We start from the raw sequence: 22,831 nt of genomic DNA on the forward strand, positions 1-22,831 counted from the left end.
CGACCCCATCCGACTACTTCGCGGCCTACTTCGCGGCTTACTTGTCGGCCAGCAGTGACTCGGTGGCCGACAGCAGCGCGCACGTGGCCAACCCGTCGATCGCTTCGCGCAGATCGGCCATCCCCGGGAACGTCGGCGCGATCCGGATGTTGCTGTCTTCCGGGTCTTTTCGGTATGGGAACGAGGCGCCGGCCTCGGTCACGGCGATCCCCGCATCTTTGGCCAACGCTACGGTGCGCTTGGCCGTCCCGGGCAGCACGTCGAGGCTGACGAAGTAGCCGCCCTTGGGGTCGGTCCACGACGCGATCTTGGACTCGCCCAGCCGGTCCTCCAGGATCTCCTGGACGAGCGCGAACTTTGGCGCGAGCAACTCCTGGTGGCGCTGCATGTGCAGCCGGACCCCGTCGGCGTCGCCGAAGAAGCGCAGGTGCCGAAGCTGATTGACCTTGTCGGGTCCGATCGACTTCTTGCCCGCGTGCTGTAGGTACCACGCGATGTTGCCCAGCGATCCGCCGAAGAAGCTGACCCCTGCCCCGGCGAAGGTGATCTTCGAGGTCGAGGCGAACACGAGGGGCCGATTCGGGTGGTTGGCGGCCGCGGCCAGGCCCAGCACGTCGACCTGCTTGGCGAACTCGTGGGTGAGCGTGTGCACCATGTAGGCGTTGTCCCACATCAAGCGGAAGTCGGTTGCGGCCGTTGGCATCTGAACCAACCGGCGAACCACTTCCCAGGAATAGGTGGCACCGGTGGGGTTGGCGTACACCGGCACGCACCACATGCCCTTAATCGCCGGGTCCACGGCGACGAGTTCTTCGATGAGGTCGACGTCGGGCCCGTCCTCGCGCATCGGCACCGTGATCATCTCGATGCCGAGGCTCTCGGTGATCGCGAAGTGACGGTCGTACCCGGGCGCCGGGCACAGGAACTTCACACCTGTGCCGTCGCGCAGGTCGTCGATCCAGGGCCGGGGCGAGTCGACGCCGCCGTGCAGCAGCGAATAGACGACCACGTCGTGCATGAACTCGAGGCTGGCGTTGTTGCCCGCGATCAGGTTCGACGCTCCGATACCCAGCAGCTCGCCGAAAATGGCGCGCAGGGCAGGGAGGCCGTGCAGACCGCCGTAGTTGCGGGTGTCGGTGCCGTCGGGGTCTCGGAACGCATCCGGACCTTCTCCAGGCAGGCTCAGCAGCGCATTGGACAGATCGAGTTGGGCAGGTGACGGCTTGCCGCGGGTGAGGTCGAGCGCGAGCTTCTTGGCCTGCAGCTCGGCGTAGTTACGCTGCTGCAGTTCGTGCTGCTGGGCCAGCTCTTCGCGGCTCAGCGACTGAAACGCCACGGCTCGCCTTTCCCGTCGTGTGGGTGACATGAAGGGGACCCCGCGCACCCGCCAGAGCCCGTTGACCCTTGCTGCCTTCCGGCCCTGGGGGAGTTCACAGGATGGACGCCGCGCGGGGTCCACGAGGAGTCTAGCGGGTGGCGGATTTTTCGAGCCACCATGGCAGTCGGTTACCATTGCCGACGGAGGATTCGCCTAGTGGCCTATGGCGCTCGCCTGGAACGCGGGTTGGGTTAACAGCCCTCGCGGGTTCAAATCCCGCATCCTCCGCACTCGCCCGGGGTGCGATCGACCGGTTCACCCACGTCATCGCACCCCGGGCACCACGATCGAGGAGGAGTATGGGCCGCACCGTCGCGGTGGTCTGGCACGTGTCGTTCGCCGTTGCCGCAGGTGTCCTCTACTACTTCTTCGTCCTTCCCCGCACTTTTGAACTGCTCGGCGACACCTCGCACACGCTGGGCTCCGCGATGCGAATTGTCACCGGCGCGCTGATCGGCCTGGCCGCGCTGCCCGTCGTGTTCACGCTGCAACGCACCCGCCGGCCCGAGTTCGGCGTGCCCCACGTGGCGCTCCGGTTGCGCACCGCCTCGATCGTCCTGCACGTGCTGGCCGCGGTCCTGATCATCGGGACGGCGATCGCCGAGATCTGGATCTCGCTGGACAGCGCCGGACAGTGGTTGTTCGGCATCTACGGCGCGGCCGCGGCGATCGCGCTGCTCGGGTTCCTCGGGTTCTACCTGGCCTTCGTCGCGGAGCTGCCGCCGCCGCCCCCGAAACCGGTGAAGGTCAAGCAGCGCACGTCTCGGCGGCGCCGGAAAGACGACACCGGCACCGAGGCCGGTGACGACAGCAGTGACGACGCGACTGACAGCGCAGACGCAGACGGCCAGACCGATGACGAGGCCGGAGACGTGTCGGAGGAGCCGACCACCGGTAGCGACGCCGACGACTCCGACGACGGTTCCGAGGACGATTCCGACGGCCCCGGCAAGCTGCAGAACAAGCGCCCCAGCGGCAAGGGCACGCTGCTCAGCAGGCGTCGCCGCACCCGCGGTTCGGTCGCGGTCGAGGACTGAGCAAGCACGAGCTCGTTCGACAGCAGCTCATCCGACAGCCACTATTGACGCTATGGGTTCTTTTCCCCGGTTGAGGTTCGCCCTGGCCGCAGTGATCGCAGCGATGGCATTCGTCGCCCCGGTGGCGCCGGCCTCCGCTGCCCCCACCGACCTGGTCGCCGTCTCGATGCAGGTCGAGCCGTCAGTCGTGCGGATCGACACCCAGGTCGACTACCAGGGCGTCATCGGCGCGGGTACCGGCTTCGTGATCGACCCCGGAGGCCAGGTCCTGACCAACTTCCACGTCGTCCAGGGCGCAGACCGCATCACCGGCACCGTGAACGGACGCGCCTACCCCGCGACCCTGGTCGGGTACGACCGCAAGCGCGACGTCGCCGTGCTCCAGTTACTGGGTGCCGTCGGCCTTCCGCCCGCCCGGATCGGTGATTCGAACATCCTGGTTCCCGGTGAACCCGTCATCGCGCTGGGCAACGCCTCGGGCACCCAGAGTCCGCTGACGCAGGAGGCGGGCACATTCACGGCCTTTGGTCAGACGGTCAACGCCGAGGACACGCTGACCGGCTCCAGCGACGAGATCACCGGCCTGATCGAGTTCGCCGCACCGGTGCGGGCGGGCGACTCGGGCGGCCCCGTCGTCAACGCCAACGGCGAAGTCGTCGGCATCACCACCGCCGCGTCGGTGAACTTCCGGATGGGCCCGGGCGGCAAGGGGTTCGCGATCCCGATCAACGACGCAATGTCGATCGCGAACCAGATCCGTGCCGGGGCGGCGTCGGACAGCGTGCACATCGGCCCCCCGGTCCTGCTGGGCGTCGGTATACGGGCCGCCGACCGCGGCGAAACGGGCGTCGTCATCCAGGAGGTGCTGCGCGGTGGCCCGGCCGAGCAGGCCGGACTGGCCGACGGCGATCTGCTGCTCGCTGTGGACGGGGTGCGGCTGGACTCGTCGAAGTCGCTGCCCGCCGTGCTGGACCGGCACTACCCCGGCGACGTCGTCGATCTGACCTGGATCGACCGCAGCGGTGGCACGCGCACCGGCAAGGCGGTCCTCACCCCGGGTACCTGACCCGCTGTCCTCCCGGCGAGCAGACACAATCTCGAGCTTTTCGCGCGTGTCGCGCTCGAGTTCGCGTCTGCTCGCCACTTTGACGGTGGGTGCGCGGTCAGTCCGGTATCGCCCGCAACGTCGCGGCGATGACGTCGATCACCTGCTGCGGCTGCTTCTCCAGATAAAAGTGCCCGCCGGAGAAGGTGTGCACGCTGCCAGCCGCCGAGGTGTGCTCATGCCACGCCGATGCGTCGGCCACGCTGGTCTTCGGGTCATCGGTCGCGGTCATCACGACCACGGGTACGTGGATGCCGATGTCGGTGTCGCGGTGGTAGGCCTGTAGCGCGCGGTAGTCGTTGCGGAACGCCGGCAGGAACGTCTCGAGCATCTCCTTGTTCTCCAGCACCCGCGGGTCGGTGCCGCCGAGCTGGCGCATCACGTCCACCAGCTCGCGGTCGTCCTTGTGGTCCCGTTCGTCGCCGTAGCGGCTGGGTGCTCGCGAACCGGAGGCGAAGATCGTCACCGGGGCGCGGCGCTGCGATGCCTCCAGCCTGCGGGTCACCTCGAACGCCAACACGGCACCCATGCTGTGCCCGAAGAACGCCATCGGCCCGGCGGGCACCGCGGCCAGCTCGGTGGTGATCTGGTCGGCGAGCTCATCGATGGTCTCGACGAACGGTTCCCTGTACCGGTCCTGCCTGCCCGGATACTGCACCGCGAAGACGTCGAACTCCGGGGACAGCGCCCGCGACAACGGAAAGTAGTAGCTGGCCGATCCACCTGCGTGCGGGAAGCACACCAGACGCAGTGGCGCTGACGGTGCGGGAGTGAAGTTGCGGATCCAGGGGCTCCGCCGCGGTTCGGTCACGGCTGCGCCGCCGGCGGGGCGGGTGGTGGCGGCGGCGCGCCGGGTGGCGGCGGTGGAGGCGGTGGTTCTTCCACGACGCGCAGGACGTTCACCGACAGCCGCGCTCCCGGTGGCCCTTCGATCTGGACGTCCTTGAAGATCTCCGCCTTCTCGCCCTGCACGGTGAACCGGCCCGGCTGCGGCGCGGTACCGCCGGTGACCTCGTACTCGACGGCGAACGGCGTCTCCGGGAAAGGATGCAGCCCAACGTATTTGGGTTCGATCGTGTAGGTGTACACGCACGGGCCGTTGGGCTGGCAGGTCTGGTTGGTCACCGTGACCCCGATCAGGAACTCCTTGACCGTGGGCACCGACGGCGGTGGCGGAGCGGGCGGTGTCCGACGCGGGACCGCGGACTGCTGCTCGTCGGACCTGGCCACCAGCACGAGCGACGCGATGCCGACGCCGCTGGCCAGCACTCCGATGATCGCCAGCGCGGCGAGGAGTTTGCGGAAGGTCACCTGGGCAGGGTAGCGGCTGACGTCACTCTGAGACGCTATCGCCCTCCGGGTCAGAGCGGGAACGGCGGCCGGCCGACGCCGCTGATCATCAGATGTCCGCCCGGGGTCCGCTCCACGAGCCGAGCGGCCACATCGTCGTCGGCCACGCACAGCCGGGCCGCGGCGCTGCCCGATCGGACGTCCGCCGGCGCGTCGTAGACGGTGCCCTGCCAGTGGTAGCGCCCGTCGAACGGATTGATCGACCCCGTCAACCGGACCCGTACCGAATGACGCACGTCGCCGACGACCAGGCTGGCCGGTCCGGCGTAGCCGGGCCTGCCCACCTCCCCGTCACCCAGATCGGTCACAGGAAGTGACTACGCTTCCACATCCGGCGGGCCACCGGCCCCATCAGCCCGACGTCGTCGAGGAACTCACCCAGCGAGGCGAAACCCGTTCGCTGGACGGCGTGGAAGTGCGGGTTGGCGCGGGCCTGTCGTTGCGCTTCGGCGCCGTCGAGACCCACCCGTTGGTAGAGACCGCGCCGGGTGAAGTTCTGGAGGTAGAGCCGGGCGCCGAGGCCATGCAGATTCGCCAGGAGCCAGCGCATGCGCGGCGACAGCGAGCCGACGTCCCGGCGGATGCCGTCGCGGGCGAACTGGATGTGGCGGGCCTCCTCGGTGACGTGGATGCGCATAACCCGCTGCACCAGGGGCTGAACGTCGTCGCCGTCCTCGAGGATCCTGCGTTGCAACGCATCGAAGATCTCCTCCCCGACCAACGCTGCGATCCACAGCATCGGGCCGCGGAACACGAAGGCCATCGCATTGACCCGGCGCGCTGCATTCCCGGTGGGCCAGAAGGGCTCCACGCCCACGCGCTCGATCGCCTTGCCGAACATCAGCATGTGGCGCGCCTCGTCACCCAGCTCGGTCAGCTCGTAGAACGTGCTGTGCGCCGTCGGCGAGGAGTGGATCATGCCGCGTAGCAACGACTGATTGAGCATGTTCTCGAACCAGATCCCCATCGACAGGTAGTTGACGAACTCCTGCCGCGACAGTTCGAACCGCTGCTGCTGGGACATCTGCTCCCACAGCGGCGTGCCGTAGAGCGACGACATCTGCGGCGGGACGTAGTACTTGTCATCGGCCAGTGGGGCGTCCCAGTCGATGTCGACGACGGGTTCGTAGGACTTCTTGGCCGAGCCCTTGAGCAGCCGCAGCGAGATGTCCTCCCGACTGGCACCACTACCGGGCGTGGTCGACGAGATGGTCATGCCGCCTATTCTTCTTCACCTCTGTGGGCAGCTTCTCGCCCCGAACGGCCAAACTTTCCCGCTGAAACTGCCTTGAGAGGGCAACCGCGGGTTCCCGCGCCCGTACGATCGTCGGCATGGCCGAGCCACGGACCCCGGGACCGCGAATCGTCGGGCTGCCGCCGCACACGCTCGCCGCGATGCGGGCGGGGTTGCCTGACCTGATCGACCGCATGGTGTTGGCCGTGATCGCCGAGGTACCCGCGCTGGCAGCCGCTGCCGAGGAGTCGTGGCGGCCGGTCATCGACGCATCGGCCGACCAGCTGTTGGGTGCCTTGCTGAACCAATTGCACGCGTCGACAGAACCGCTCACGGCCGTGCCGATGCAGGACGTGCTGGACACGGCCTACCGCTTCGGCCGCCGTGAAGCCCGCAACGGCCGCCCCACTGAGGTGCAGCTGGCGGCTTACCGGGTGGGGGCGCGCGAACTGTGGCGCGACTGGAGTTCTCTGGCTGTGCGTGACGGCATCGACCGAGACCAGATCAGCGCATTCGCCGAGATGTTCTTTGCCTACCTGGATCAGATCTCGGCAGCAGGAGTGGCGGGTTATGCCGAGGAACAGGCGAAGTCAGGGTTGGACCGCGAGCGGCAGCGGGAGCGGCTGGTTCGCCTGGTGTTGAGCGGCGCGCCCACGGAGGAGCTGGAACGCGCTGCAGCAGAGGCGAATTGGATTGTCCCGCGCACGCTCACAGCGGTCGTGTTGGCGAGCCGGCGGCATGCCGCGATCTCGGCAGATCCACGCACGCTCAATGTGCCCGAGGATGCCATCGAGGAGGTGGCCTCCGGTCAGCATGTCGTCATCGTCTGCGATGTCGGCGGCACGGCCCGCGCACCGTTCCTCGTGTCGCTGGAAACGTCGAATGCGGTTGTGGGACCGGCGACGCCGTGGCAGACGGCGCGATCGTCGGTACGCCGGGCGGTTCGGGCCGCGGCGCTGCGCGGACCGGATGCCGTCGGCGTCCTGGACACCGACGAGTTCCTCCCGGAACTGGTGGTCAGCGCCGACGCCGAAGCCCTTGCGGACCTGCGCAATCGGGTGCTTGCGCCGTTGGCGGGGATGCCCGACCGGGCGCGGGACCGGCTCGTCGAGACGCTGCGGTCCTGGTTGTTGCACCAGGGCCGCCGCGAGGACGTGGCTGCCGAGCTGTACGTCTCGCCCTCGACGATCCGCTATCGGTTGCGACAACTGCGCGACGCCTACGGCGATAGGTTGCAGGATTCGCGAACGATCGCCGAACTCACTGTCGCCCTTGCGGTTACGTGATCGGATTTCCCTCGTCGTCCCAGTGCGCCGCGACCTTCTTGCTGGGCTGCACACGCGGTGGTTCGCCCGGCATCTTCGGGTAGCTCGGCGGGTACGGCAGGTCGCCGAGCCCGCGGTCTTCGTCGGCGGCCACCATCTCCAGCAGCGGCTCGATCGACTGGGCGACGTCGTCGATGCCGGCCCACGGATCGGGCCGGCCGGCGACGAAGTCGGGCACCGTCTGAATGGTGTAGTCGTCGGGATCGGCCGTGCGCAGCTCGTCCCACGTCAACGGCGTCGACACCGTGGCGATCGGCGTCTTGCGCACCGAGTACGGCGAGGCGAACGTGCGATCGCGCGCGTTCTGGTTGTAGTCGATGAACAACCGCTCACCCCGCTCCTCCTTCCACCACGACGTCGTCACCGCGTCGGGCGCCCGCCGCTCGACCTCGCGGGCCAGCGCGATCCCGGCCCGGCGCACCGCGACGAAATCCCACTCGGGTGCGATGCGCAGGAACACGTGCACGCCGCGCCCGCCCGACGTCTTCGGATACCCGACCAGGCCGTGCTCGTCGAGCAGCGGCTTGAGCACGTCGACCGCCACCGCGACAGCCTCGGCGAAACCGGTGCCCGGCTGGGGGTCGAGGTCGACGCGCAACTCGTCGGGGTGTTCGGTGTCCGGGCAACGCACCTGCCACGGATGCAAGGTCACCGAACCCATCTGCGCGGCCCATATGATCGCCGACGGGTGGGTGATCTTCAGGGCGTCGGCGGTGCGGCCGGACGGAAAGGTGACGGTGCAGGTCTCGAGGTAGTCGGGATGCTTCTGCGGCACCCGCTTCTGGTAGATCTCCTCACCGTCGATGCCGTCGGGGAAGCGTTGCAGGTGCACCGGCCGGTCCCGCAGCAACGCGACCATGCGGTCGGCCACCGACAGGTAGTACTCGACCAGCTTGCCCTTGGTGCCCTCGGCGCCGAGCTTCGGGAAATACGGCTTGTCCGGGTTGGTCAGCCGGACCTTCACCCCGTCGACATCGAGTTCGGTTGCGGAACTGGGCATCAATTCCCCTCCCCCGTCGCTTCGCTCGCCCCGGAGGACTCCAGAACGTCGTAGAGGTCGTAGGTCGCCGGCACGTCGAGCTGGTCGAAGGTGCAGCTGGCCGGGTCGCGATCGGGGCGCCACCGGCGGAACGTCACCGCGTGGCGGAAGCGGTCCCCTTCCATCTGGTCGTAGGCGACCTCGCACACCCGCTCGGGCCGCACCGGGATCCAGCGCTTGTCCGCGGCGGAGTTCCAGCGGCTCGGCTCCCCGTCCCGGACGTCATCACCGATGCGCAACGGCTCGAGATCGGCCAGCAGCGACAGCCGCGCCTTCGCGGTGAACGAGGCGGCCCCGCCGACCATCTGCAGCTCACCGTCGTCTCGGTACAGGCCGAGCAGGATCGAGCCGATACCCTCTCCGCTCTTGTGGATTCGATAGCCGATCGCCACGCAATCGGCGTCGCGGGCATGCTTGACCTTCACCATGTCGCGCTTACCCGGCAGGTACACGCCACCGAGTCGCTTGGCGATCACCCCGTCCAACCCCGCGCCCTCGAAGTCCTGCAGCCACTGCGTGCCCAGCGCGGAGTCCTCGGTGGTTCGGGTGACGTGGCACCACTGCTTCTCATTGACCGCCTCGATCAAGGCTTCTCGCCGGGTCCGGAAGGGCTCCTTCAGCAGCGAGGTGTCACCGACAGCGAGGGCGTCGAAACCGATGAAGTGCGCCGGTGTCTGCTCCGACAGCATCCGCACGCGCGACTCGGCGGGATGGATTCGCTGGCTCAGCGACTCCCAGTCCAGCCTCACACGGCCCCCCATGTCGCGTGGCACCACGATCTCTCCGTCGAGCACGCAGCGCGGCGCCAGTTCGTCGCGCACCGCGTCGAGGACCTCAGGGAAATAGCGGGCCAGATCCTTGCCGCTGCGCGAGAGCAGCACCACCTCGTCGCCGTCGCGGAACACCAACGCCCGGAACCCGTCCCACTTGGGCTCATACGACCACACACCGGCCTCTGCGGGGACCGCCTTCTGCGCCTTGGCCAGCATCGGCTCCAGCGGCGGCATCACGGGCAGATCCATGGCTTCCATAGTCACGTAGACCCGAGTACCCAGACAATCTCATCGCGCTCAGTTGCTGATGCCGACTCCCACACCGCCCAGACCACCCTCGATCCAGACGCCGCCGTCGTCGTGATCGTTGGGGCACGACACGTCGACGTAGACCGTCGTGAACGTCTCTGGCGGCGGGCCCGTGAGATCCGGATTGTGCACACCCAGCGAGCGGCACTCCGACAGCGGTCGACTGCTGATGCCGCTCACCCAGTTGATGGCGACGTCGTACCCCTGATCTTCGAGTTCGTCGATGACGGCTGCCGCCGAGCTCGGTTCGGCTGCGCAGGGGGCTGCGAGCAGCACGGCCACCGGCAGGCAGAGCACGACTCGGAGCATGCCCCCATCATGCGCTCATCGCAGCGCCCGGTTCAGCAGATACAGAAACGGCCGGTGGCTCGCTCGGCCGTCGCGGCGCAGCGGCATGCTGTCGATCGCCGCGGCATACCAGTCGGCCCGCTCGATCCCGGTGAAGTCGAGCCGCCGACCGCGGTGCGCCGCGACACCGAGCAGCAGCAGAGCGCCGGCGCGGCCGTTGCCCTCCCGAAACGGGTGAATCTGGTTGTAATCAGCGTAGATCCGGGCGAGTTCGTACGCCAATCGTGGCGAGTCGTGATCTCCACCGCTCAGCCGCTGCGCCCGGTCGTGCACCGTGGCCATCGCGTCGGCGATCGCCGACACAGAACCGAAAGACTGCTTGCCCCGGCGCAATTCAACGGTCCGATAGCGGCCCGCCCAGTCGTAAACCCCGCCGAACAGATGCCGGTGAATGTCGCGGACGTCGAGCGGTTGCTCAGCGGGCCGACGACACAGCCACTCCGCCATGCGCGCCGCGGAGGTCATGTACTCGAGATCGGCGAGAGCATCGGCAGTGGTGACTCCGAACTCGTTGCGCAGCAGCGATGTTCCCGGGATCAGATAAGGCGCGGGCCGTCCGATCCGCAGCCGCCGACGCTGCCGAACGGGCGGGGGGTGGCGGCGCCGGTAGCCGGCCAGATGATCGTCGCAGCGAAGCTCCCCCCGCGCGATCGCGGCGAGCGACTCGAGGTGTTCGGCGTCGGGGCGCCACCCCTCGATGCGGTGTACGGCCACCGTCGTCGCGACGACGTGCTCCTCGGCGTCCATCTACTGGTCGGCGAACGCCGACACCGACGCCAGATAGCCGAGTTTGCGCATCACGCCGGACACCTCCCGGGCGACGCTGCGTAACGCGGCACGGTCCTGGGGGGACAACTCACCAAGGGCGACCACGTCCCCCACTGTGCGGCCGGTCCGCAGATTCGCAACCCGGGCCTGCCACCGGAACCGCATCAACCACTGCTGGCACTCGCGCAGCGTCTCGGCGTCGTCGGAGTCGAGCACCCCGCCTGCGGCGCCGTCGACCAACCGTTGCCGGGTGGTCAGCTCGGTGGAACCGACCGACAGCGCGGCCCAGCGCGCCATCTTGACCACCGGGTCGAGCACGGCGCGCTTGACGTCGACGGCGTCCCCGGCGCTGACGAACACCCGCAGCCGCGACGGGACCGAAGCCCGCACCGCCGTCGCGTCCTGCAGCATCGCCTGACGCACCGCGTAGTGCCGGCCGGCCGCGGCAGCCGCACCCACCCGCATCGCGTCCTCCGCGCCGGCCAGGGCAGACGCATCGGCCACCAAACCGGTCATCACCACGCCCCGGTCCCGCTCGGGCTCGGTCGCCCAGCGTTCGATGCCCTCGTCCCAGCTGCTCCGCCGCCGGCAGAACCGCGACCGGCTGGCAAGCACGCCGTTGGCGTCGCCACCGATCCCACTGCGTTCCAGCAGCGCATGCACCTGCGCGGCACGGGCCAGCAGGTCGGCCTTCTCGGGGTCACCGACCCCGTCGCCGAGCATCACCATCGTCTCGACGTCGGACCCCGGCACGGCCTCTCCTCGGGCCACGCTCCCCGAGACCAACCACGTCCAGTCCGCCGGTTCCACCACGCGCACCGCGGCCGCCACGGCGCGGCGCAGCACCGCCGACCACGCCTGTGACGCTTCGGGCCGTCGGGAGAGGCCGGCCATCGCACGGGCGATCTCGGCACGCAGAGCCGCTTCGTCGGCACACATGTCGAGCGCGGTGACGGTCTGCGCGAGATCATGACCGTGCGACATGGAGTTGATTGTGGCCTTTCCAGGCTCCGGTCACACAGCCGTGACATCACCGAAACGGCCAGCACACGATCGTTTCGTACGTTTCTGTCGCACGACAGGAATGTCTATGTCAGGAGCGCCATGACCGCCGGCTACGATCCCGCCATCTCCTCCGCCGAGGACGCCTCCACCCTGGAGGAACTCGGCTACACCCAGGAACTCCACCGAGGCATCGGCGGCTACGCCTCGTTCGCGGCCGGCTTCTCGTTCGTCTCGATCCTGACCACGGTGTTCGCGTTCTTTCCGCTCGGCTTCGCCCTCGGCGGTCCCTCGTTCTTCTTCACCTGGCCCATCGTCTTCGTCTGCCAGTTCTGCGTGTGCCTCGTCTTCGCCGAACTGTCCGGCAAGTTCCCCGTCGCCGGCGCGATCTACCAGTGGTCACGACGACTGGCCGGCAACGCGATCGGCTGGTTCGCCGGATGGTTCATGCTCATCGGCTACATCGTGTCGATCGCCGCGCTGGCCATCGCGATGCAGACGGTGCTGCCGCCCATCTGGAGCGGGTTCCAGCTGGTCGGTGAGGACATGGACCCGCTGTCGGTCGACGGCGCCACCAACGGCATCATCCTCGGCGCCGTCACGATCGTGATCTGCACGATCATCAGCGCCGTCGGCGTGCGGTTCATGGCCCGGATCACGGTGACCGGGGTGACGCTGGAGATCGTCGGCGTCATCCTCATCATCGGCGCGATGTTCCTGACCGCCGAGCGCAGCCCCGCAAAGGCCGTGCTCGACACCGGTGGCCATGGCACCGGCGTGCACTACCTGCCGGCGTTCCTGGCCTCGATGCTGATGGCCGCTTACGTGATGTACGGATTCGACAGCGCCGCAGAGCTCTCCGAGGAGACCCGCGACCCGCGGCGCACCGCACCCAAGGCGATCGTGACCGCACTGCTCGTCTCGTTCCTCGGCGGTGGATTGATGATCGTGGCCGCGCTGATGTCGGCCCCCGTCCTCGGCGACGACCTCGCCCACGGCGGGATGGCCTGGGTGATCGAGAGCCAGCTCGACACGTGGCTCGGCAAGACGCTGCTGGGCCTGGTGGCCGTCGCGATCTTCTCGGCGACGCTGGCGATCCAGGCGTCGGCCTCGCGGGTGATGTTCTCGATGGCCCGCGACAACCGGTTGCCGTTCGGCTCGTTCCTCGCGAAGGTCAACAAGCGCACCGGCACACCGGTCATCACCGGCATCTCGGTCAGCGCGCTGGCCATCCTGGTGCTGCTGGTCAACCTCGGTCAGGCCAGCGTGTTCGCCGCGATCGCGTCGGTGTCGGTGGTCATCGTCTATCTCGCCTACCTGATGGTCACGGTGCCTGCGCTGATGCACCGGCTGCGCGGGACCAGCCTGTCGCACGGGAAACCGATCATGGACCTGGGCCGCTGGGGGATCCCGGTCAACCTGATCGCGGTCGTGATGGGCGCACTGCTGGTGATCAACATCGGCTGGCCGCGTCAGGAGGTCTACAACCCCGACGGCGACTCGCTGTTCCTGCAGTACTTCGCGCTGATCTTCGTGGTGCTCACCCTCGTCGTCGGGTTCGCGGCCTACCGGACGGTCAAGGATCGTGACGGCGCGCCCGACCCGGTCGACGCACTGGTCGGCAGGAAGCGCTGAGCCGGCCGGTCAGAATGGGAGTCGATGAGACTCCCCGTGCTGCCGCCCGTGTCGCCGATGCTGGCGAAGTCGGTCCCCGAGATCCCGCCGGACGCGTGGTACGAGCCGAAGTGGGACGGGTTCCGGTCGATCCTTTTCCGCGACGGTCACGACGTCGAACTCGGCAGCCGCAACGAGCGGCCGATGACGCGCTACTTCCCCGAGATCGCCGACGCCGCACGGGCCGAGCTGCCGCCGCGCTGCGTGATCGACGGCGAGATCGTCATCGCCACCGCCGACGGCCTGGATTTCGAGGCGCTGCAGCTGCGCCTGCACCCTGCCGCCTCGCGGGTACGGATGCTGGCCGAGCAGACCCCGGCCGCGTTCATCGCCTTCGATCTGCTCGCCCTCGGTGACGACGACCTGACCGCGCGGCCCTTCGCCGAACGGCGCGCCGCTCTCGTCGACGCACTCGCCGGGTGCGGACCGACGATCCACGTCACCCCGGCGACCACCGACCTGGCCACCGCCCTCCGCTGGTTCGACGAGTTCGAAGGCGCCGGTCTCGACGGGGTCATCGCCAAACCGCCCGAGGTGACCTACCAGCCCGACAAGCGGGTGATGTTCAAGATCAAGCACCAGCGCACCGCCGACTGTGTGGTCGCCGGCTATCGGCTGCACAAATCCGGGCCGGATGCGATCGGCTCGCTGCTGCTCGGGCTGTACGCGGCCGACGGGTCGCTGGCGTCGGTCGGGGTGATCGGCGCGTTCCCGATGGCGCGCCGGCGCGCGCTGTTCGCCGAATTGCAACCGCTGGTGACGACGTTCGACGAGCACCCGTGGAACTGGGCCGCGCACGCCGACCCGGATGTGGTGCGTCGCTACGGCGGGGGGTCGCGGTGGAACGCGGGCAAGGACCTGTCGTTCGTGCCGTTGCGGCCCGAGCGCGTCGTCGAGGTGCGCTACGACCACATGGAGGGCAGCCGCTTCCGGCACACCGCGCAATTCAATCGGTGGCGGCCCGACCGCGATCCGCGCTCCTGCACCTTCGATCAGCTGGACCGGCCCGTCAATTTCCGCCTCGACGACATCGTCCCGGGTCTAGGGTCTGCCGTGGATCGGTGAAGCAGTCGCCGACGAGCACGGAGGACATCGTGATCCAGCGGACCCATCTCCCCATCCCCACACCGTCACGCACGGGCCTGATCACCTACGACGCCAAAGACCCAGACACCAGCTACCCGCCGATCCAGCCGGTGCGCCCGCCCGACGGCGCGCCCAATGTCCTGGTGATCCTGCTCGACGACGTCGGCTTCGGTGCCTCGAGCGCATTCGGCGGGCCGTGTGCGACGCCGGTCGCGGAACGCCTGGCGGCCAATGGCTTGCGGTACAACCGCTTTCACACGACCGCACTGTGTTCACCGACGCGGCAGGCGTTGCTGACCGGCCGCAACCACCACTCGACCGGCATGGGCGGCATCACCGAGATCGCCACCGGAGCCCCGGGCTACAGCTCGGTGCTGCCCAACACGATGTCACCGATCGCGCGCACGCTGAAACTCAACGGCTACAACACCGCTCAGTTCGGCAAGTGCCATGAGATACCTGTGTGGGAGACCAGCCCGGTGGGCCCCTTCGACGCCTGGCCCACCGGCGGCGGCGGCTTCGAGTACTTCTACGGCTTCGTCGGCGGCGAGGCCAACCAGTGGTACCCGACGCTGTTCGAGGGCACCAATCCGATCGAGGTGACTCGTACGCCCGACGAGGGTTACCACTTCATGGCGGACATGACCGACAAGGCGCTCGCCTGGATCGGTCAGCAGAAGGCGCTCGCGGCCGACAAACCGTTCTTCGTCTATTTCGCCCCGGGCGCCACCCACGCGCCGCACCACGTCCCCGCGGAGTGGGCCGACAAGTACCGCGGGCGCTTCGACGACGGCTGGGATGCGCTGCGGGAGCGGACGTTCGCACGGCAGAAGGAGCTGGGCGTGATCCCGCCGGAGTGCGAGCTCACCGCGCGGCACGCCGAGATCCCGGCCTGGGACGACATGCCCGACGACCTCAAGCCGGTGCTGCGCCGGCAGATGGAGGTCTATGCCGGGTTCCTCGAGTACACCGACCACCATGTGGGCCGCCTCGTCGACGGACTGCAGGATCTCGGTGTCCTCGACGACACGCTGATCTACTACATCATCGGCGACAACGGCGCCTCGGCCGAAGGAACGCTGAACGGTACCTACAACGAGATGCTGAACTTCAACGGCATGGCCGCGATCGAGACACCGGAGTTCATGACCGAGCGGCTCGACCAGTTCGGCGGGCCCGACTCCTACAACCACTACGCGGTCGGCTGGGCGCACGCCATGGACACGCCGTACCAGTGGACCAAACAAGTCGCCTCTCACTGGGGCGGCACACGCAACGGCACGATCGTGCACTGGCCCAACGCTATTGAGTCGCGCGGTGAGATGCGCTGGCAGTTCCACCACGTCATCGACGTCGCGCCGACGATCCTCGAGGCCGCGGGCCTGCCGGAGCCGCTGTTCGTCAACGGCGTGCAGCAGCACCCGATCGAGGGGGTGAGCATGCTGTACTCGTTCGACGACGCCGACGCGGCGGACCGCCACGAGACCCAGTACTTCGAGATGTTCGGCAACCGCGGCATCTACCACAAGGGGTGGACCGCGGTCACCAAGCACAAGACGCCGTGGCTGCTGGTCGAGGACGACGTGCCGGCCTTCGACGACGACGTGTGGGAGCTCTACGACACCACCGTGGACTGGAGTCAGGCCCGTGACCTGGCCGCCGAGATGCCGGAGAAACTCCATGAGCTGCAACGACTCTGGTTGATCGAGGCGACCCGCTACAACGTGTTGCCGCTCGACGACGACGTGGCCCGGCGACTGAACCCCGACGTCGCCGGCCGGCCCGTACTGATCCGCGGCAACACCCAGCTGCTGTTCGGTGGGATGGGCCACCTGTCGGAGAACTGCGTGCTGAACCTGAAGAACAAGTCGCACTCGGTCACCGCGGAGATCGAGGTCCCCGAATCGGGGGCGGAGGGCGTGATCATCGCCCAGGGTGCGAGCATCGGCGGCTGGAGCCTCTACGCTCACCACGGCACGTTGAAGTACTGCTACAACCTCGGCGGGGTGCGGCACTTCTACGCGGCATCCCGCGAGCCGCTGCCCGCCGGTGATCACCAGGTGCGCATGGAATTCGACTACCGCGGCGAGGGCCTCGGCGGCGGCGGTGCGGTGCGCCTGTACGTCGACGGCACCGAGGTGGGCAGTGGTGAGGTCGACGCGACCCTTCCGATGATCTTCTCGGCCGATGACGGCTGCGATGTCGGACTCGACTCCGGGTCGCCGGTCTCCCCTGACTACCACGCCGGACGCAACGCGTTCACCGGCCGGGTGAAGGGCGTGCAACTCGCCATCGCCGAGGCTGCGGTCGCCGAGAATCACCGCGTCTCGCCGGAGGAGGCACTGCGGGTGGCCATGGCCCGGCAGTGACGGTGGCAGTTGCCGGCGTCGCCATCGAGTTGCTGCCAATCGGGAATGGTGACGCCGACCACCGTCTTGTAGCCGAACATGGACCTCGGACTCAGCATTCCCATTCTCGACATCGACGGTGGCACCACAGCGATCGGACCTGAACTCGCCAGCGTCGGCGAGGCCGCCGAGGCGGTCGGCGCCAACTCGCTGTGGTTCATGGACCACTTCTTCCAGATCGAACCCACCGGGTTGCCCGCGGAAGCCAACATGCTGGAGGGCTACACGCTGCTCGGCTACCTCGCCGGCCATACGTCCCAGATCGACCTGGGCCTGCTCGTCACCGGCGTGACCTACCGCCATCCCGGACTGCTCGCCAAGACGGTGACGACCGTCGACGTGCTCTCCGGTGGCCGCGCGGTCCTGGGTATCGGCGCGGCGTGGTACGAGCGTGAGCACCTCGGGCTCGGCGTGCCCTACCCGCCGCTGAAGGAACGCTTCGAACGCCTCGAAGAGACCATCCAGATCTGTGACCAGATGTGGGACCCGGACAACAACGGGGAGTATCGCGGCAAGCACTACCACCTGCAGGAAACGTTGTGCAATCCGCAGCCGATCAACAAACCCAAGGTGCTCATCGGCGGGAGCGGTGAACGAAAGACCCTGCGGCTGGTCGCCCAGTACGGCGACGCCTGCAACCTGATCGCCTCCTCAGCCGAGGAAGTGGCCCACAAGCTGCAGGTGCTGCGTGGGCACTGCGACGACGTCGGCCGCGACTACGACACCATCCGCAAGACCATCGCGGTCAACGACCTGAGCCCGGCGCCGGACACCCGCGACGACTTCGTGTCCGGCATGGCCGACTACGCGAAACTGGGGGTCGACGAGGTGATCGTGTTCCCGCCCACCGGTTCTCCGGCCGCGTGGATCGAGGGCATCGCACCAGCAGTCGAGCAGCTCGCCGAGTTGGGCTGAGTCTTTCCCGCGAACAGACGCGAACTCGAGTGTTCTCAGCGGCGTGTCTCTCGAGTTCGCGTCTGGTCGCCGCGGTACTTGACCTGAAGCAATGTTGAGGTTTCAAGCTTGCCGCATGCAACGTGTACTCAGCGACCTCTACGAAACCCGCACCGACTCACCATTTCCCGGACTGACCACCCACGCGTATCTGTGGACGCCGGCGAACATCCTGTTCTACTCGCCGGCCACCGATGCCGACTTCGACGGGCTCGACGCGCTCGGTGGTGTCCGCCATCAGTACCTGAGCCACCGCGACGAAGCCGGCCCGATGCTCGCCCGCATCGCGGAACGGTTCGGCTCGGCATTGCACGCGCCGACCGGGGATCTCGCCGAGATCAGCAGACACCACCACGTCGACGTGCCCGTGACGGGTCGCTACGTCGACGCCAACGGCATCGAAATCATCCCGACACCGGGACATTCGCCGGGCAGCGTCTGCTATTTGGTCCCCGGGGCCGAAGGCCGCTACCTCTTCACCGGCGACGCACTGTTCCACATCGACGGTGAATGGCGCGCAGGCTACATCGAGGGCTTCCACACTCCAGACGACGCCGCCGCGATCGGCGCAAGTCTGCGTGCGCTCGCTGAAATCACCCCAGATGTGGTGATCTTCAGCGCGTTTGACGGGGAGGCCATCCATCGCATCGAACCGGCCCACTGGCGCGGCCATATTGCCCACGCGATCGCAGGACTACCGCTTCCCGCGCGGCGGTGATTTGCCCCGCGAGCAGACGCGAACTCGAGTGTTTTCAGCGGCGTGTCGCTCGAGTTCGCGTCTGCTCGGCGTAGAGGGCGACCAGGCCGCGGGCGACGGCGAAGCGCGGACCGTGCACACCGTCGATGTGCGCCCTGCCCACCACGATCCGCGCGGGCCGCAGCGCCTCGGCGACCGTCCGCATCAACTCGTCGTCGAGCGCGCCGCCACCGGCCAGCAGCAAGGCTCGCGGCGGCTCGTCGAACGCGGTCAGGCATCGTGCGATGTTGGCGGCGACGGTCTCTTGCTTGACCGCCAGCCGCAGGCTGCGCCACTCCTCGGCGGCCAGCCGGTTCGAGAACGGCACCAGGCCCGCGCTGCCCCGGGTGCACAACCGACCGATGGCATCCGACGACGCGGGGGCGTCGAGGAAGACCCGCCTGCCGTCCTCCTCGTGCGCGACGTGCGGACCCTCCACCCGCACCGCGGGGGTGCGTTTGACCGTCTCGGCGAGCGCCTGCGGGATGCCGAGCACCGCGGCGATGGCCACGGTGATCGACTCGCCCGCGCCCGCGGCGACCACGGTCGCCTCGGCACCGATGAGATCGACTGTGCCGCCGCCGATGTCGCACACCATGGCCCCGGGCGGGAAACCCGGCGTGGTGCGCGCGCCCCATGCCGCCGCCTCGGGCTCGGAGGTCAGCGTGCGAGCGGGCCGGCCGGTCAGCTCGCTCAACTGCCCGGCGGCGTCAGCCGCTTCCTCGGCGGCCAGCAGGGCGACCACGGTGCCGTGGGCGTCGACGACGCCGCGGCGCAGCCACGCCCCGTTGTCGATGGTCGCCAGGTCGGTGAAGAACGCGTCGTGCACGGCGAGGCCGCCTGCTGCGGACGGCATCGATCGCAACCGAACGTGGGTGACCGACCCCGGAACCGAGCGGCGCAGCACCGTGTGTGCCTGCGCCGGGGTGTAGCGGACCGCACGGTCATCGACACGGATCTCGACGTAGTCCTCGTCGGCGGCGGGCGGGGGCGGGGGTTCGGTCCGCGCAGTGACCGCGATCGCTGCCGCGTCGGCCAACTCGCGACAGAACTCGGCCACCTCGGACAGAGATTCCAGCGGCAGGTTCAGCGCCGCAGACAGCGCGATCGGGTCGGCCATGGCCCGGTACGCGCGGCCCTGCTCGACGACCTCGACCGCGACCAGCGCCCCGGGGGCGAGCCCGGCGACGTCGCACTCGTCGACGACCGGCACGTCGATCGGAATGCGGTTGCGAATCAGGACGGCGTCGTCCTGCGCGGCCACCACCCCCACGACCTGCCGTCCGCGGGCGACCGCCGCACCGATCTCACGCGCGGCATCCTCGAAATCGGTGACCTCATCGACGGACACGACCACCGGCCCGTCCACCGGCGATGAACTCAGATCCACGAGCCGAACATGTTGTCCTACTGCGTGCCCCGCGCCGGCCGGCGTGCTGGCGTCCGGGCGGCGCAGGCTGCGCACCGGCGCTGTGGGTGAATAGGCCGGCGGGATCGGCGCGGTCGCGGTGTCGACCGGCCGCAACGCCGAGAGCAGCAGTTCATCGGCGCTGACCCCGGCCTCGACCTCGATCTTGTGCAGCAGCGCAGCGGCGCCCTGCAGCGAGTCATGGCTGCCCTTGCGCCCGCGGGTGGGGGCCTGACCGTGTGAGAGCGTCGTGACCGCACCGCCGTCCACCCTGGCGACCACGATCTCGGTGGTGTGGTTGCCGATGTCGATCCCGGCGACCGTGCGGGTCAACGCAGCAGGCCTCGACGGGCGTACGCGGCGGCGGCCTGCTCGACCAGCGCGGCGCACCGGGGCGCGCCGCGGTCGATCAGCGAGATGCGCAGCTGCTCCAACTCCGCGGCCGTCGACCGGTGCGGGCGCAGTGCCTCGTAGAGCGCCATCACGTCTTCGTCGTCGATCATCGCCAATTCCGCTGCCCGCAGGAAGTTCTCGGCGAGCTGCGGGTTTCCGCCCTGTTCGGCCACCGCAGCCTGGTGGGCCAGCGCCGCGGGATCCATCCGCAGATCGGCCAGCCCGAGCTTGCCGTCCACCGCGTTGCCGACGGTGATCTCGCTCATGGCCGTTCCACCTTCACCGTGACGGGGGCTGCCCCCGGTTCGCAGGCCTGACGTTCCAGCGCCACCAACGCCACTGCCCTCGCGTGATACCGCGCGGAGATGGATTCGTCGGTGCCTCCGGTGAAGATCGGCACCGGGGCCATTCCCTTCGCGTGCCGGGCGGCGTTGCGGCCCAGCTCCCGATACATCTTCGCGGTCAGCAGCGGCGCCACGCTGAACAGTTCGAGGTTCGCCAGTGGCGCAAGGTCGCGTCGGTGGATGAGCGCGGTTCCTTTGCCCTGCAACCCGATTCCGATTCCGGAGCCGGAGAGCCGGGCTGCGGTCAACCCGATGAGGCCCACGTCGATGGTCGAGCGCACCTGCACGGTGCGGGCCACACAGCCTTCCTCTTCCAGTCCGGCCGACAACTGGCGCAGCACCTCACCGATCGTCAACCCGCACAGGCTCAACCAGACGCTGCGTCCCCAGGCCGGGGACAGGCCGATGCACACTTCGCGCGGATCGCTGCCCTGCCGGGCCGGCTCGACGTCGACGACGGTCACGTGCCCGCGGTGCTCGTCCTGGTCGGCGGTCAATTCGTCGCCGGTGCGGGCCTGGCGGATGGCGTCGATCTCGGCGCGCCGGGCGTCGGTGAGTGCGTATCCGGTGGCCGGGCCCGTGTAGTCGTTGGGGTCGGTGAGCTTGGACAGCACCCCGAAGTGCTCGTCGAAGATCGCCGAGGTCTGCAGCTGATCGCCCTTGAGGCGCTCGCGCGTCAGGGTCGTGATGGCCTCGGCCTCCTCGGTGAAACCGGTGCGGTACAGCGAGGCGATCACGTCGAAGACCGTCAACTGTTTGGCCTCGATCGACGCGGCCGCCTCGGCGACCATCTTCGGGTGGCCGGCGGGCAGATCGCGGGAACCGTTGGCCGCCACCACCTGCTCGACGCGGGCGTCGTCGTAGTCGGCGAGACCGAGATCGCGATAGACCGCCTGGACCGCTTGCGCGGCACGCCGCCGGACCGTCTCGAGGTGCTCCGGGGACACGGTGCGCAACCCGCCGTCGGCACCCCAGTCGCGCTGCAGCACCAGGAAGTCGTCCATGTCGTCGGAGTTGAAGTTCGACAGCGCGAAAGCGTTGTCGTAGCGCGGAATCGAGCCGAACCCGGAGAAGATGAAGTCGGCGCCGGCGAGCAGCACAGGCAGCGTGTGCGCGCTGCGACGGATGTCGGACTCGGAGATCAGGTTGTCGTTACCCGCGCACGACTCCAGGTCGCGCATCATCACCATCAGGTTCTCGGCGAGCAGCTCCTTCATGCCCTCGGGCACCGAGGCCACCACGCCGACCCCGTCGATGCCGCCGTTCTGCACGCCCTGGGAGCCGAGCGCACGCGCCAGCGACACACACCGCGATTCCAGGTACAGGATCGAGCACTGTTCGGCCGCGCCCATCAGGACCTCGGCGCCGCCGCCGCTGGTGACCCGCATCTTGAGACCACGAGACGCATAAGCGGAGGTGAGAATGGCCTTGCTGAACGGGGTGTCGTCACCGTCGACGAACACCTGCTCGGTGCCGTAGATCGAGATGGTCTCGGCGTAGCTGGTGAGACCGCGCAGGCCAAGGCGGAGCTCGAGGGCCTCCTCGATCGAGCACTGCGCCATCGCGCCCGGCGTACCGACCTGTGAGCCGATCAGCAACGCCACCGCATTCGAGGGTGCATCGCCGAGCACCGGCACGGTGGTCTCGACCTCCCGGAAACCGTAGGCGACCGCGCTCGCGGCGTCCGCGGCGATCAACAGCGGGTCGTCGAGCTGGTTGGTCACGTGCGCCTGGTTGCTCGGGGTCCGGCGAGCCCGCATCTTGGCCATCGCCATCTGCATCTCGACCGGGGACATCAGCGCGATGACGCGGGCGAGCTTGGCGGGTGTGGTGCCGCCGATCAGCCGTACCACCTCCGCACGGGGGACGTTGATGTCCACCGCCATCCGCGCCAGCGTCACGTCGTCGAGAGCCATCGCCTCCTCGGCGACCGCGAGGTCGATGCCGTAGCGGGCGATGAACTCGTCGATCACGTCGAACTCGCTGGCGCCTTTGCCATCGAGCTCGACGACCTCCCCGTCCCGAATGGTCAGGGACGGGGAGGGGTCATGGGGGCTGCTCATCGCGGCGAGACCGAGTCGGGGGTCCGGGACGCTGAACCCGTCGAGATTGACGGCCTTGGCGTTCAGTACCCGGAACCGGCCCAACTCGTCTGCCATG

Annotated in this window: 21 protein-coding genes, 1 tRNA gene and 1 other RNA gene; 9 read left to right on the plus strand and 14 right to left on the minus strand. The window is 68.5% G+C overall.

Features of this window, described 5'->3' with window-relative positions; genetic code table 11:
- Positions 1-37 precede the first annotated feature (37 nt).
- Entirely contained in the window at positions 38-1,336 is a 1,299-nt protein-coding gene (locus tag ACXYX3_RS24045; RefSeq protein WP_458609300.1) for an aspartate aminotransferase type Ic, read from the minus strand.
- Positions 1,337-1,365: 29 nt separating this feature from the next.
- An RNA gene (ffs, locus tag ACXYX3_RS24050) (signal recognition particle sRNA small type) lies at positions 1,366-1,460 on the minus strand.
- A 60-nt stretch (positions 1,461-1,520) separates the two neighbouring features.
- On the opposite strand from ffs, the gene ACXYX3_RS24055 reads away from it, so the two are divergent.
- From ACXYX3_RS24055 to ACXYX3_RS24065, 3 genes are all read left to right on the plus strand, one after another.
- A tRNA-Ser gene (locus ACXYX3_RS24055) sits at positions 1,521-1,606 on the plus strand.
- Between the two features lie 71 nt (positions 1,607-1,677).
- Positions 1,678-2,415, plus strand: a complete 738-nt coding sequence (gene lucA / locus ACXYX3_RS24060) for a lipid uptake coordinator LucA (protein ID WP_458609301.1) — start codon at positions 1,678-1,680, stop codon at positions 2,413-2,415.
- Between the two features lie 52 nt (positions 2,416-2,467).
- Positions 2,468-3,481, plus strand: coding sequence for a S1C family serine protease (locus ACXYX3_RS24065; RefSeq protein ID WP_458609302.1), 1,014 nt, complete (start codon positions 2,468-2,470; stop codon positions 3,479-3,481).
- 97 nt (positions 3,482-3,578) lie between these two features.
- On the opposite strand, the gene ACXYX3_RS24070 is transcribed toward ACXYX3_RS24065, so the two are convergent.
- Genes ACXYX3_RS24070 through ACXYX3_RS24085 form a run of 4 tightly spaced genes read right to left on the minus strand, consistent with a single transcriptional unit; the run spans position 3,579 to position 6,086 of the window.
- Positions 3,579-4,331: a thioesterase II family protein gene (locus ACXYX3_RS24070; RefSeq protein ID WP_458609303.1), complete on the minus strand. Its 753-nt coding sequence runs from the start codon at positions 4,329-4,331 to the stop codon at positions 3,579-3,581.
- Positions 4,328-4,831, minus strand: a complete 504-nt coding sequence (locus tag ACXYX3_RS24075; protein ID WP_458609304.1) for a hypothetical protein — start codon at positions 4,829-4,831, stop codon at positions 4,328-4,330. The genes ACXYX3_RS24070 and ACXYX3_RS24075 overlap by 4 nt, the downstream gene beginning before the upstream one ends.
- A 50-nt stretch (positions 4,832-4,881) precedes the next feature.
- On the minus strand, positions 4,882-5,178 hold the full coding sequence (locus ACXYX3_RS24080; RefSeq protein ID WP_458609305.1) for a DUF4873 domain-containing protein: 297 nt from the start codon (positions 5,176-5,178) through the stop codon (positions 4,882-4,884).
- Complete coding sequence (locus ACXYX3_RS24085; protein WP_458609306.1) at positions 5,175-6,086, minus strand: AurF N-oxygenase family protein; 912 nt, start codon at positions 6,084-6,086, stop codon at positions 5,175-5,177. The genes ACXYX3_RS24080 and ACXYX3_RS24085 overlap by 4 nt, the downstream gene beginning before the upstream one ends.
- A gap of 116 nt (positions 6,087-6,202) precedes the next feature.
- Between ACXYX3_RS24085 and ACXYX3_RS24090 the strand changes: the two genes are divergently transcribed.
- Complete coding sequence (locus tag ACXYX3_RS24090) at positions 6,203-7,390, plus strand: PucR-like N-terminal domain-containing protein (protein WP_458609307.1); 1,188 nt, start codon at positions 6,203-6,205, stop codon at positions 7,388-7,390.
- Here the strand turns inward: ACXYX3_RS24090 and ligD are convergent.
- Genes ligD through ACXYX3_RS24115 form a run of 5 tightly spaced genes read right to left on the minus strand, consistent with a single transcriptional unit; the run spans position 7,383 to position 11,650 of the window.
- On the minus strand, positions 7,383-8,429 hold the full coding sequence (ligD, locus tag ACXYX3_RS24095; RefSeq protein WP_458609308.1) for a non-homologous end-joining DNA ligase: 1,047 nt from the start codon (positions 8,427-8,429) through the stop codon (positions 7,383-7,385). The two genes, ACXYX3_RS24090 and ligD, sit on opposite strands and share 8 nt — an antisense overlap.
- Positions 8,429-9,499: an ATP-dependent DNA ligase gene (locus tag ACXYX3_RS24100; protein WP_458612210.1), complete on the minus strand. Its 1,071-nt coding sequence runs from the start codon at positions 9,497-9,499 to the stop codon at positions 8,429-8,431. The genes ligD and ACXYX3_RS24100 overlap by 1 nt, the downstream gene beginning before the upstream one ends.
- A 39-nt stretch (positions 9,500-9,538) precedes the next feature.
- Positions 9,539-9,859 (minus strand): hypothetical protein, encoded by a 321-nt coding sequence (locus ACXYX3_RS24105; RefSeq protein WP_458609309.1) that lies wholly within the window; start codon positions 9,857-9,859, stop codon positions 9,539-9,541.
- 15 nt (positions 9,860-9,874) lie between these two features.
- Positions 9,875-10,645 (minus strand): Fic/DOC family protein, encoded by a 771-nt coding sequence (locus ACXYX3_RS24110; RefSeq protein ID WP_458609310.1) that lies wholly within the window; start codon positions 10,643-10,645, stop codon positions 9,875-9,877.
- Positions 10,646-11,650 carry a putative nucleotidyltransferase substrate binding domain-containing protein gene (locus ACXYX3_RS24115; protein ID WP_458609311.1) on the minus strand — a complete coding sequence of 335 codons (1,005 nt, stop codon included), beginning with the start codon at positions 11,648-11,650 and terminating at the stop codon, positions 10,646-10,648.
- A 120-nt stretch (positions 11,651-11,770) separates the two neighbouring features.
- Between ACXYX3_RS24115 and ACXYX3_RS24120 the strand changes: the two genes are divergently transcribed.
- The 5 genes from ACXYX3_RS24120 (at position 11,771) to ACXYX3_RS24140 (ending at position 18,508) form a co-directional block, all read left to right on the plus strand.
- Positions 11,771-13,303: an amino acid permease gene (locus ACXYX3_RS24120; RefSeq protein WP_458609312.1), complete on the plus strand. Its 1,533-nt coding sequence runs from the start codon at positions 11,771-11,773 to the stop codon at positions 13,301-13,303.
- 24 nt (positions 13,304-13,327) lie between these two features.
- Positions 13,328-14,407 carry an ATP-dependent DNA ligase gene (locus ACXYX3_RS24125; protein ID WP_458609313.1) on the plus strand — a complete coding sequence of 360 codons (1,080 nt, stop codon included), beginning with the start codon at positions 13,328-13,330 and terminating at the stop codon, positions 14,405-14,407.
- 26 nt (positions 14,408-14,433) lie between these two features.
- Positions 14,434-16,797 (plus strand): arylsulfatase, encoded by a 2,364-nt coding sequence (locus ACXYX3_RS24130; RefSeq protein WP_458612211.1) that lies wholly within the window; start codon positions 14,434-14,436, stop codon positions 16,795-16,797.
- Between the two features lie 78 nt (positions 16,798-16,875).
- Positions 16,876-17,751 carry an LLM class F420-dependent oxidoreductase gene (locus tag ACXYX3_RS24135; RefSeq protein ID WP_458609314.1) on the plus strand — a complete coding sequence of 292 codons (876 nt, stop codon included), beginning with the start codon at positions 16,876-16,878 and terminating at the stop codon, positions 17,749-17,751.
- Between the two features lie 115 nt (positions 17,752-17,866).
- A complete protein-coding gene (locus ACXYX3_RS24140) occupies positions 17,867-18,508 on the plus strand; it encodes an MBL fold metallo-hydrolase (RefSeq protein WP_458609315.1) in 642 nt (213 codons plus the stop codon).
- A gap of 34 nt (positions 18,509-18,542) precedes the next feature.
- Here ACXYX3_RS24140 and ACXYX3_RS24145 read toward each other — a convergent pair whose 3' ends face one another.
- Genes ACXYX3_RS24145 through ACXYX3_RS24155 form a run of 3 tightly spaced genes read right to left on the minus strand, consistent with a single transcriptional unit; the run spans position 18,543 to position 22,830 of the window.
- Positions 18,543-20,267 (minus strand): diol dehydratase reactivase ATPase-like domain-containing protein, encoded by a 1,725-nt coding sequence (locus ACXYX3_RS24145; protein WP_458609316.1) that lies wholly within the window; start codon positions 20,265-20,267, stop codon positions 18,543-18,545.
- A complete protein-coding gene (locus tag ACXYX3_RS24150; protein WP_241204736.1) occupies positions 20,264-20,593 on the minus strand; it encodes a diol dehydratase small subunit in 330 nt (109 codons plus the stop codon). Before ACXYX3_RS24150 ends, ACXYX3_RS24145 begins: the two co-directional genes overlap by 4 nt.
- Positions 20,590-22,830, minus strand: a complete 2,241-nt coding sequence (locus tag ACXYX3_RS24155) for a propanediol/glycerol family dehydratase large subunit (RefSeq protein WP_458609317.1) — start codon at positions 22,828-22,830, stop codon at positions 20,590-20,592. The genes ACXYX3_RS24150 and ACXYX3_RS24155 overlap by 4 nt, the downstream gene beginning before the upstream one ends.
- Between the last annotated feature and the right edge of the window lies 1 nt (position 22,831).

The sequence above is a fragment of the Mycobacterium sp. Panama NTM2 genome, assembly GCF_054355555.1.

Bases quoted from the DNA above. Each gene is read 5' to 3' on its own strand.
- lucA (WP_458609301.1), top strand. From the start codon at position 1,678: ATGGGCCGCACCGTCGCGGTGGTCTGGCACGTGTCGTTCGCCGTTGCC.
- ACXYX3_RS24065 (WP_458609302.1), top strand. From the start codon at position 2,468: ATGGGTTCTTTTCCCCGGTTGAGGTTCGCCCTGGCCGCAGTGATCGCA.
- ACXYX3_RS24085 (WP_458609306.1), bottom strand. From the start codon at position 6,086: ATGACCATCTCGTCGACCACGCCCGGTAGTGGTGCCAGTCGGGAGGAC.
- ACXYX3_RS24090 (WP_458609307.1), top strand. From the start codon at position 6,203: ATGGCCGAGCCACGGACCCCGGGACCGCGAATCGTCGGGCTGCCGCCG.
- ligD (WP_458609308.1), bottom strand. From the start codon at position 8,429: ATGCCCAGTTCCGCAACCGAACTCGATGTCGACGGGGTGAAGGTCCGG.
- ACXYX3_RS24100 (WP_458612210.1), bottom strand. From the start codon at position 9,499: ATGGAAGCCATGGATCTGCCCGTGATGCCGCCGCTGGAGCCGATGCTG.
- ACXYX3_RS24105 (WP_458609309.1), bottom strand. From the start codon at position 9,859: ATGCTCCGAGTCGTGCTCTGCCTGCCGGTGGCCGTGCTGCTCGCAGCC.
- ACXYX3_RS24110 (WP_458609310.1), bottom strand. From the start codon at position 10,645: ATGGACGCCGAGGAGCACGTCGTCGCGACGACGGTGGCCGTACACCGC.
- ACXYX3_RS24115 (WP_458609311.1), bottom strand. From the start codon at position 11,650: ATGTCGCACGGTCATGATCTCGCGCAGACCGTCACCGCGCTCGACATG.
- ACXYX3_RS24120 (WP_458609312.1), top strand. From the start codon at position 11,771: ATGACCGCCGGCTACGATCCCGCCATCTCCTCCGCCGAGGACGCCTCC.
- ACXYX3_RS24125 (WP_458609313.1), top strand. From the start codon at position 13,328: ATGAGACTCCCCGTGCTGCCGCCCGTGTCGCCGATGCTGGCGAAGTCG.
- ACXYX3_RS24135 (WP_458609314.1), top strand. From the start codon at position 16,876: ATGGACCTCGGACTCAGCATTCCCATTCTCGACATCGACGGTGGCACC.
- ACXYX3_RS24140 (WP_458609315.1), top strand. From the start codon at position 17,867: ATGCAACGTGTACTCAGCGACCTCTACGAAACCCGCACCGACTCACCA.
- ACXYX3_RS24150 (WP_241204736.1), bottom strand. From the start codon at position 20,593: ATGAGCGAGATCACCGTCGGCAACGCGGTGGACGGCAAGCTCGGGCTG.
- ACXYX3_RS24155 (WP_458609317.1), bottom strand. From the start codon at position 22,830: ATGGCAGACGAGTTGGGCCGGTTCCGGGTACTGAACGCCAAGGCCGTC.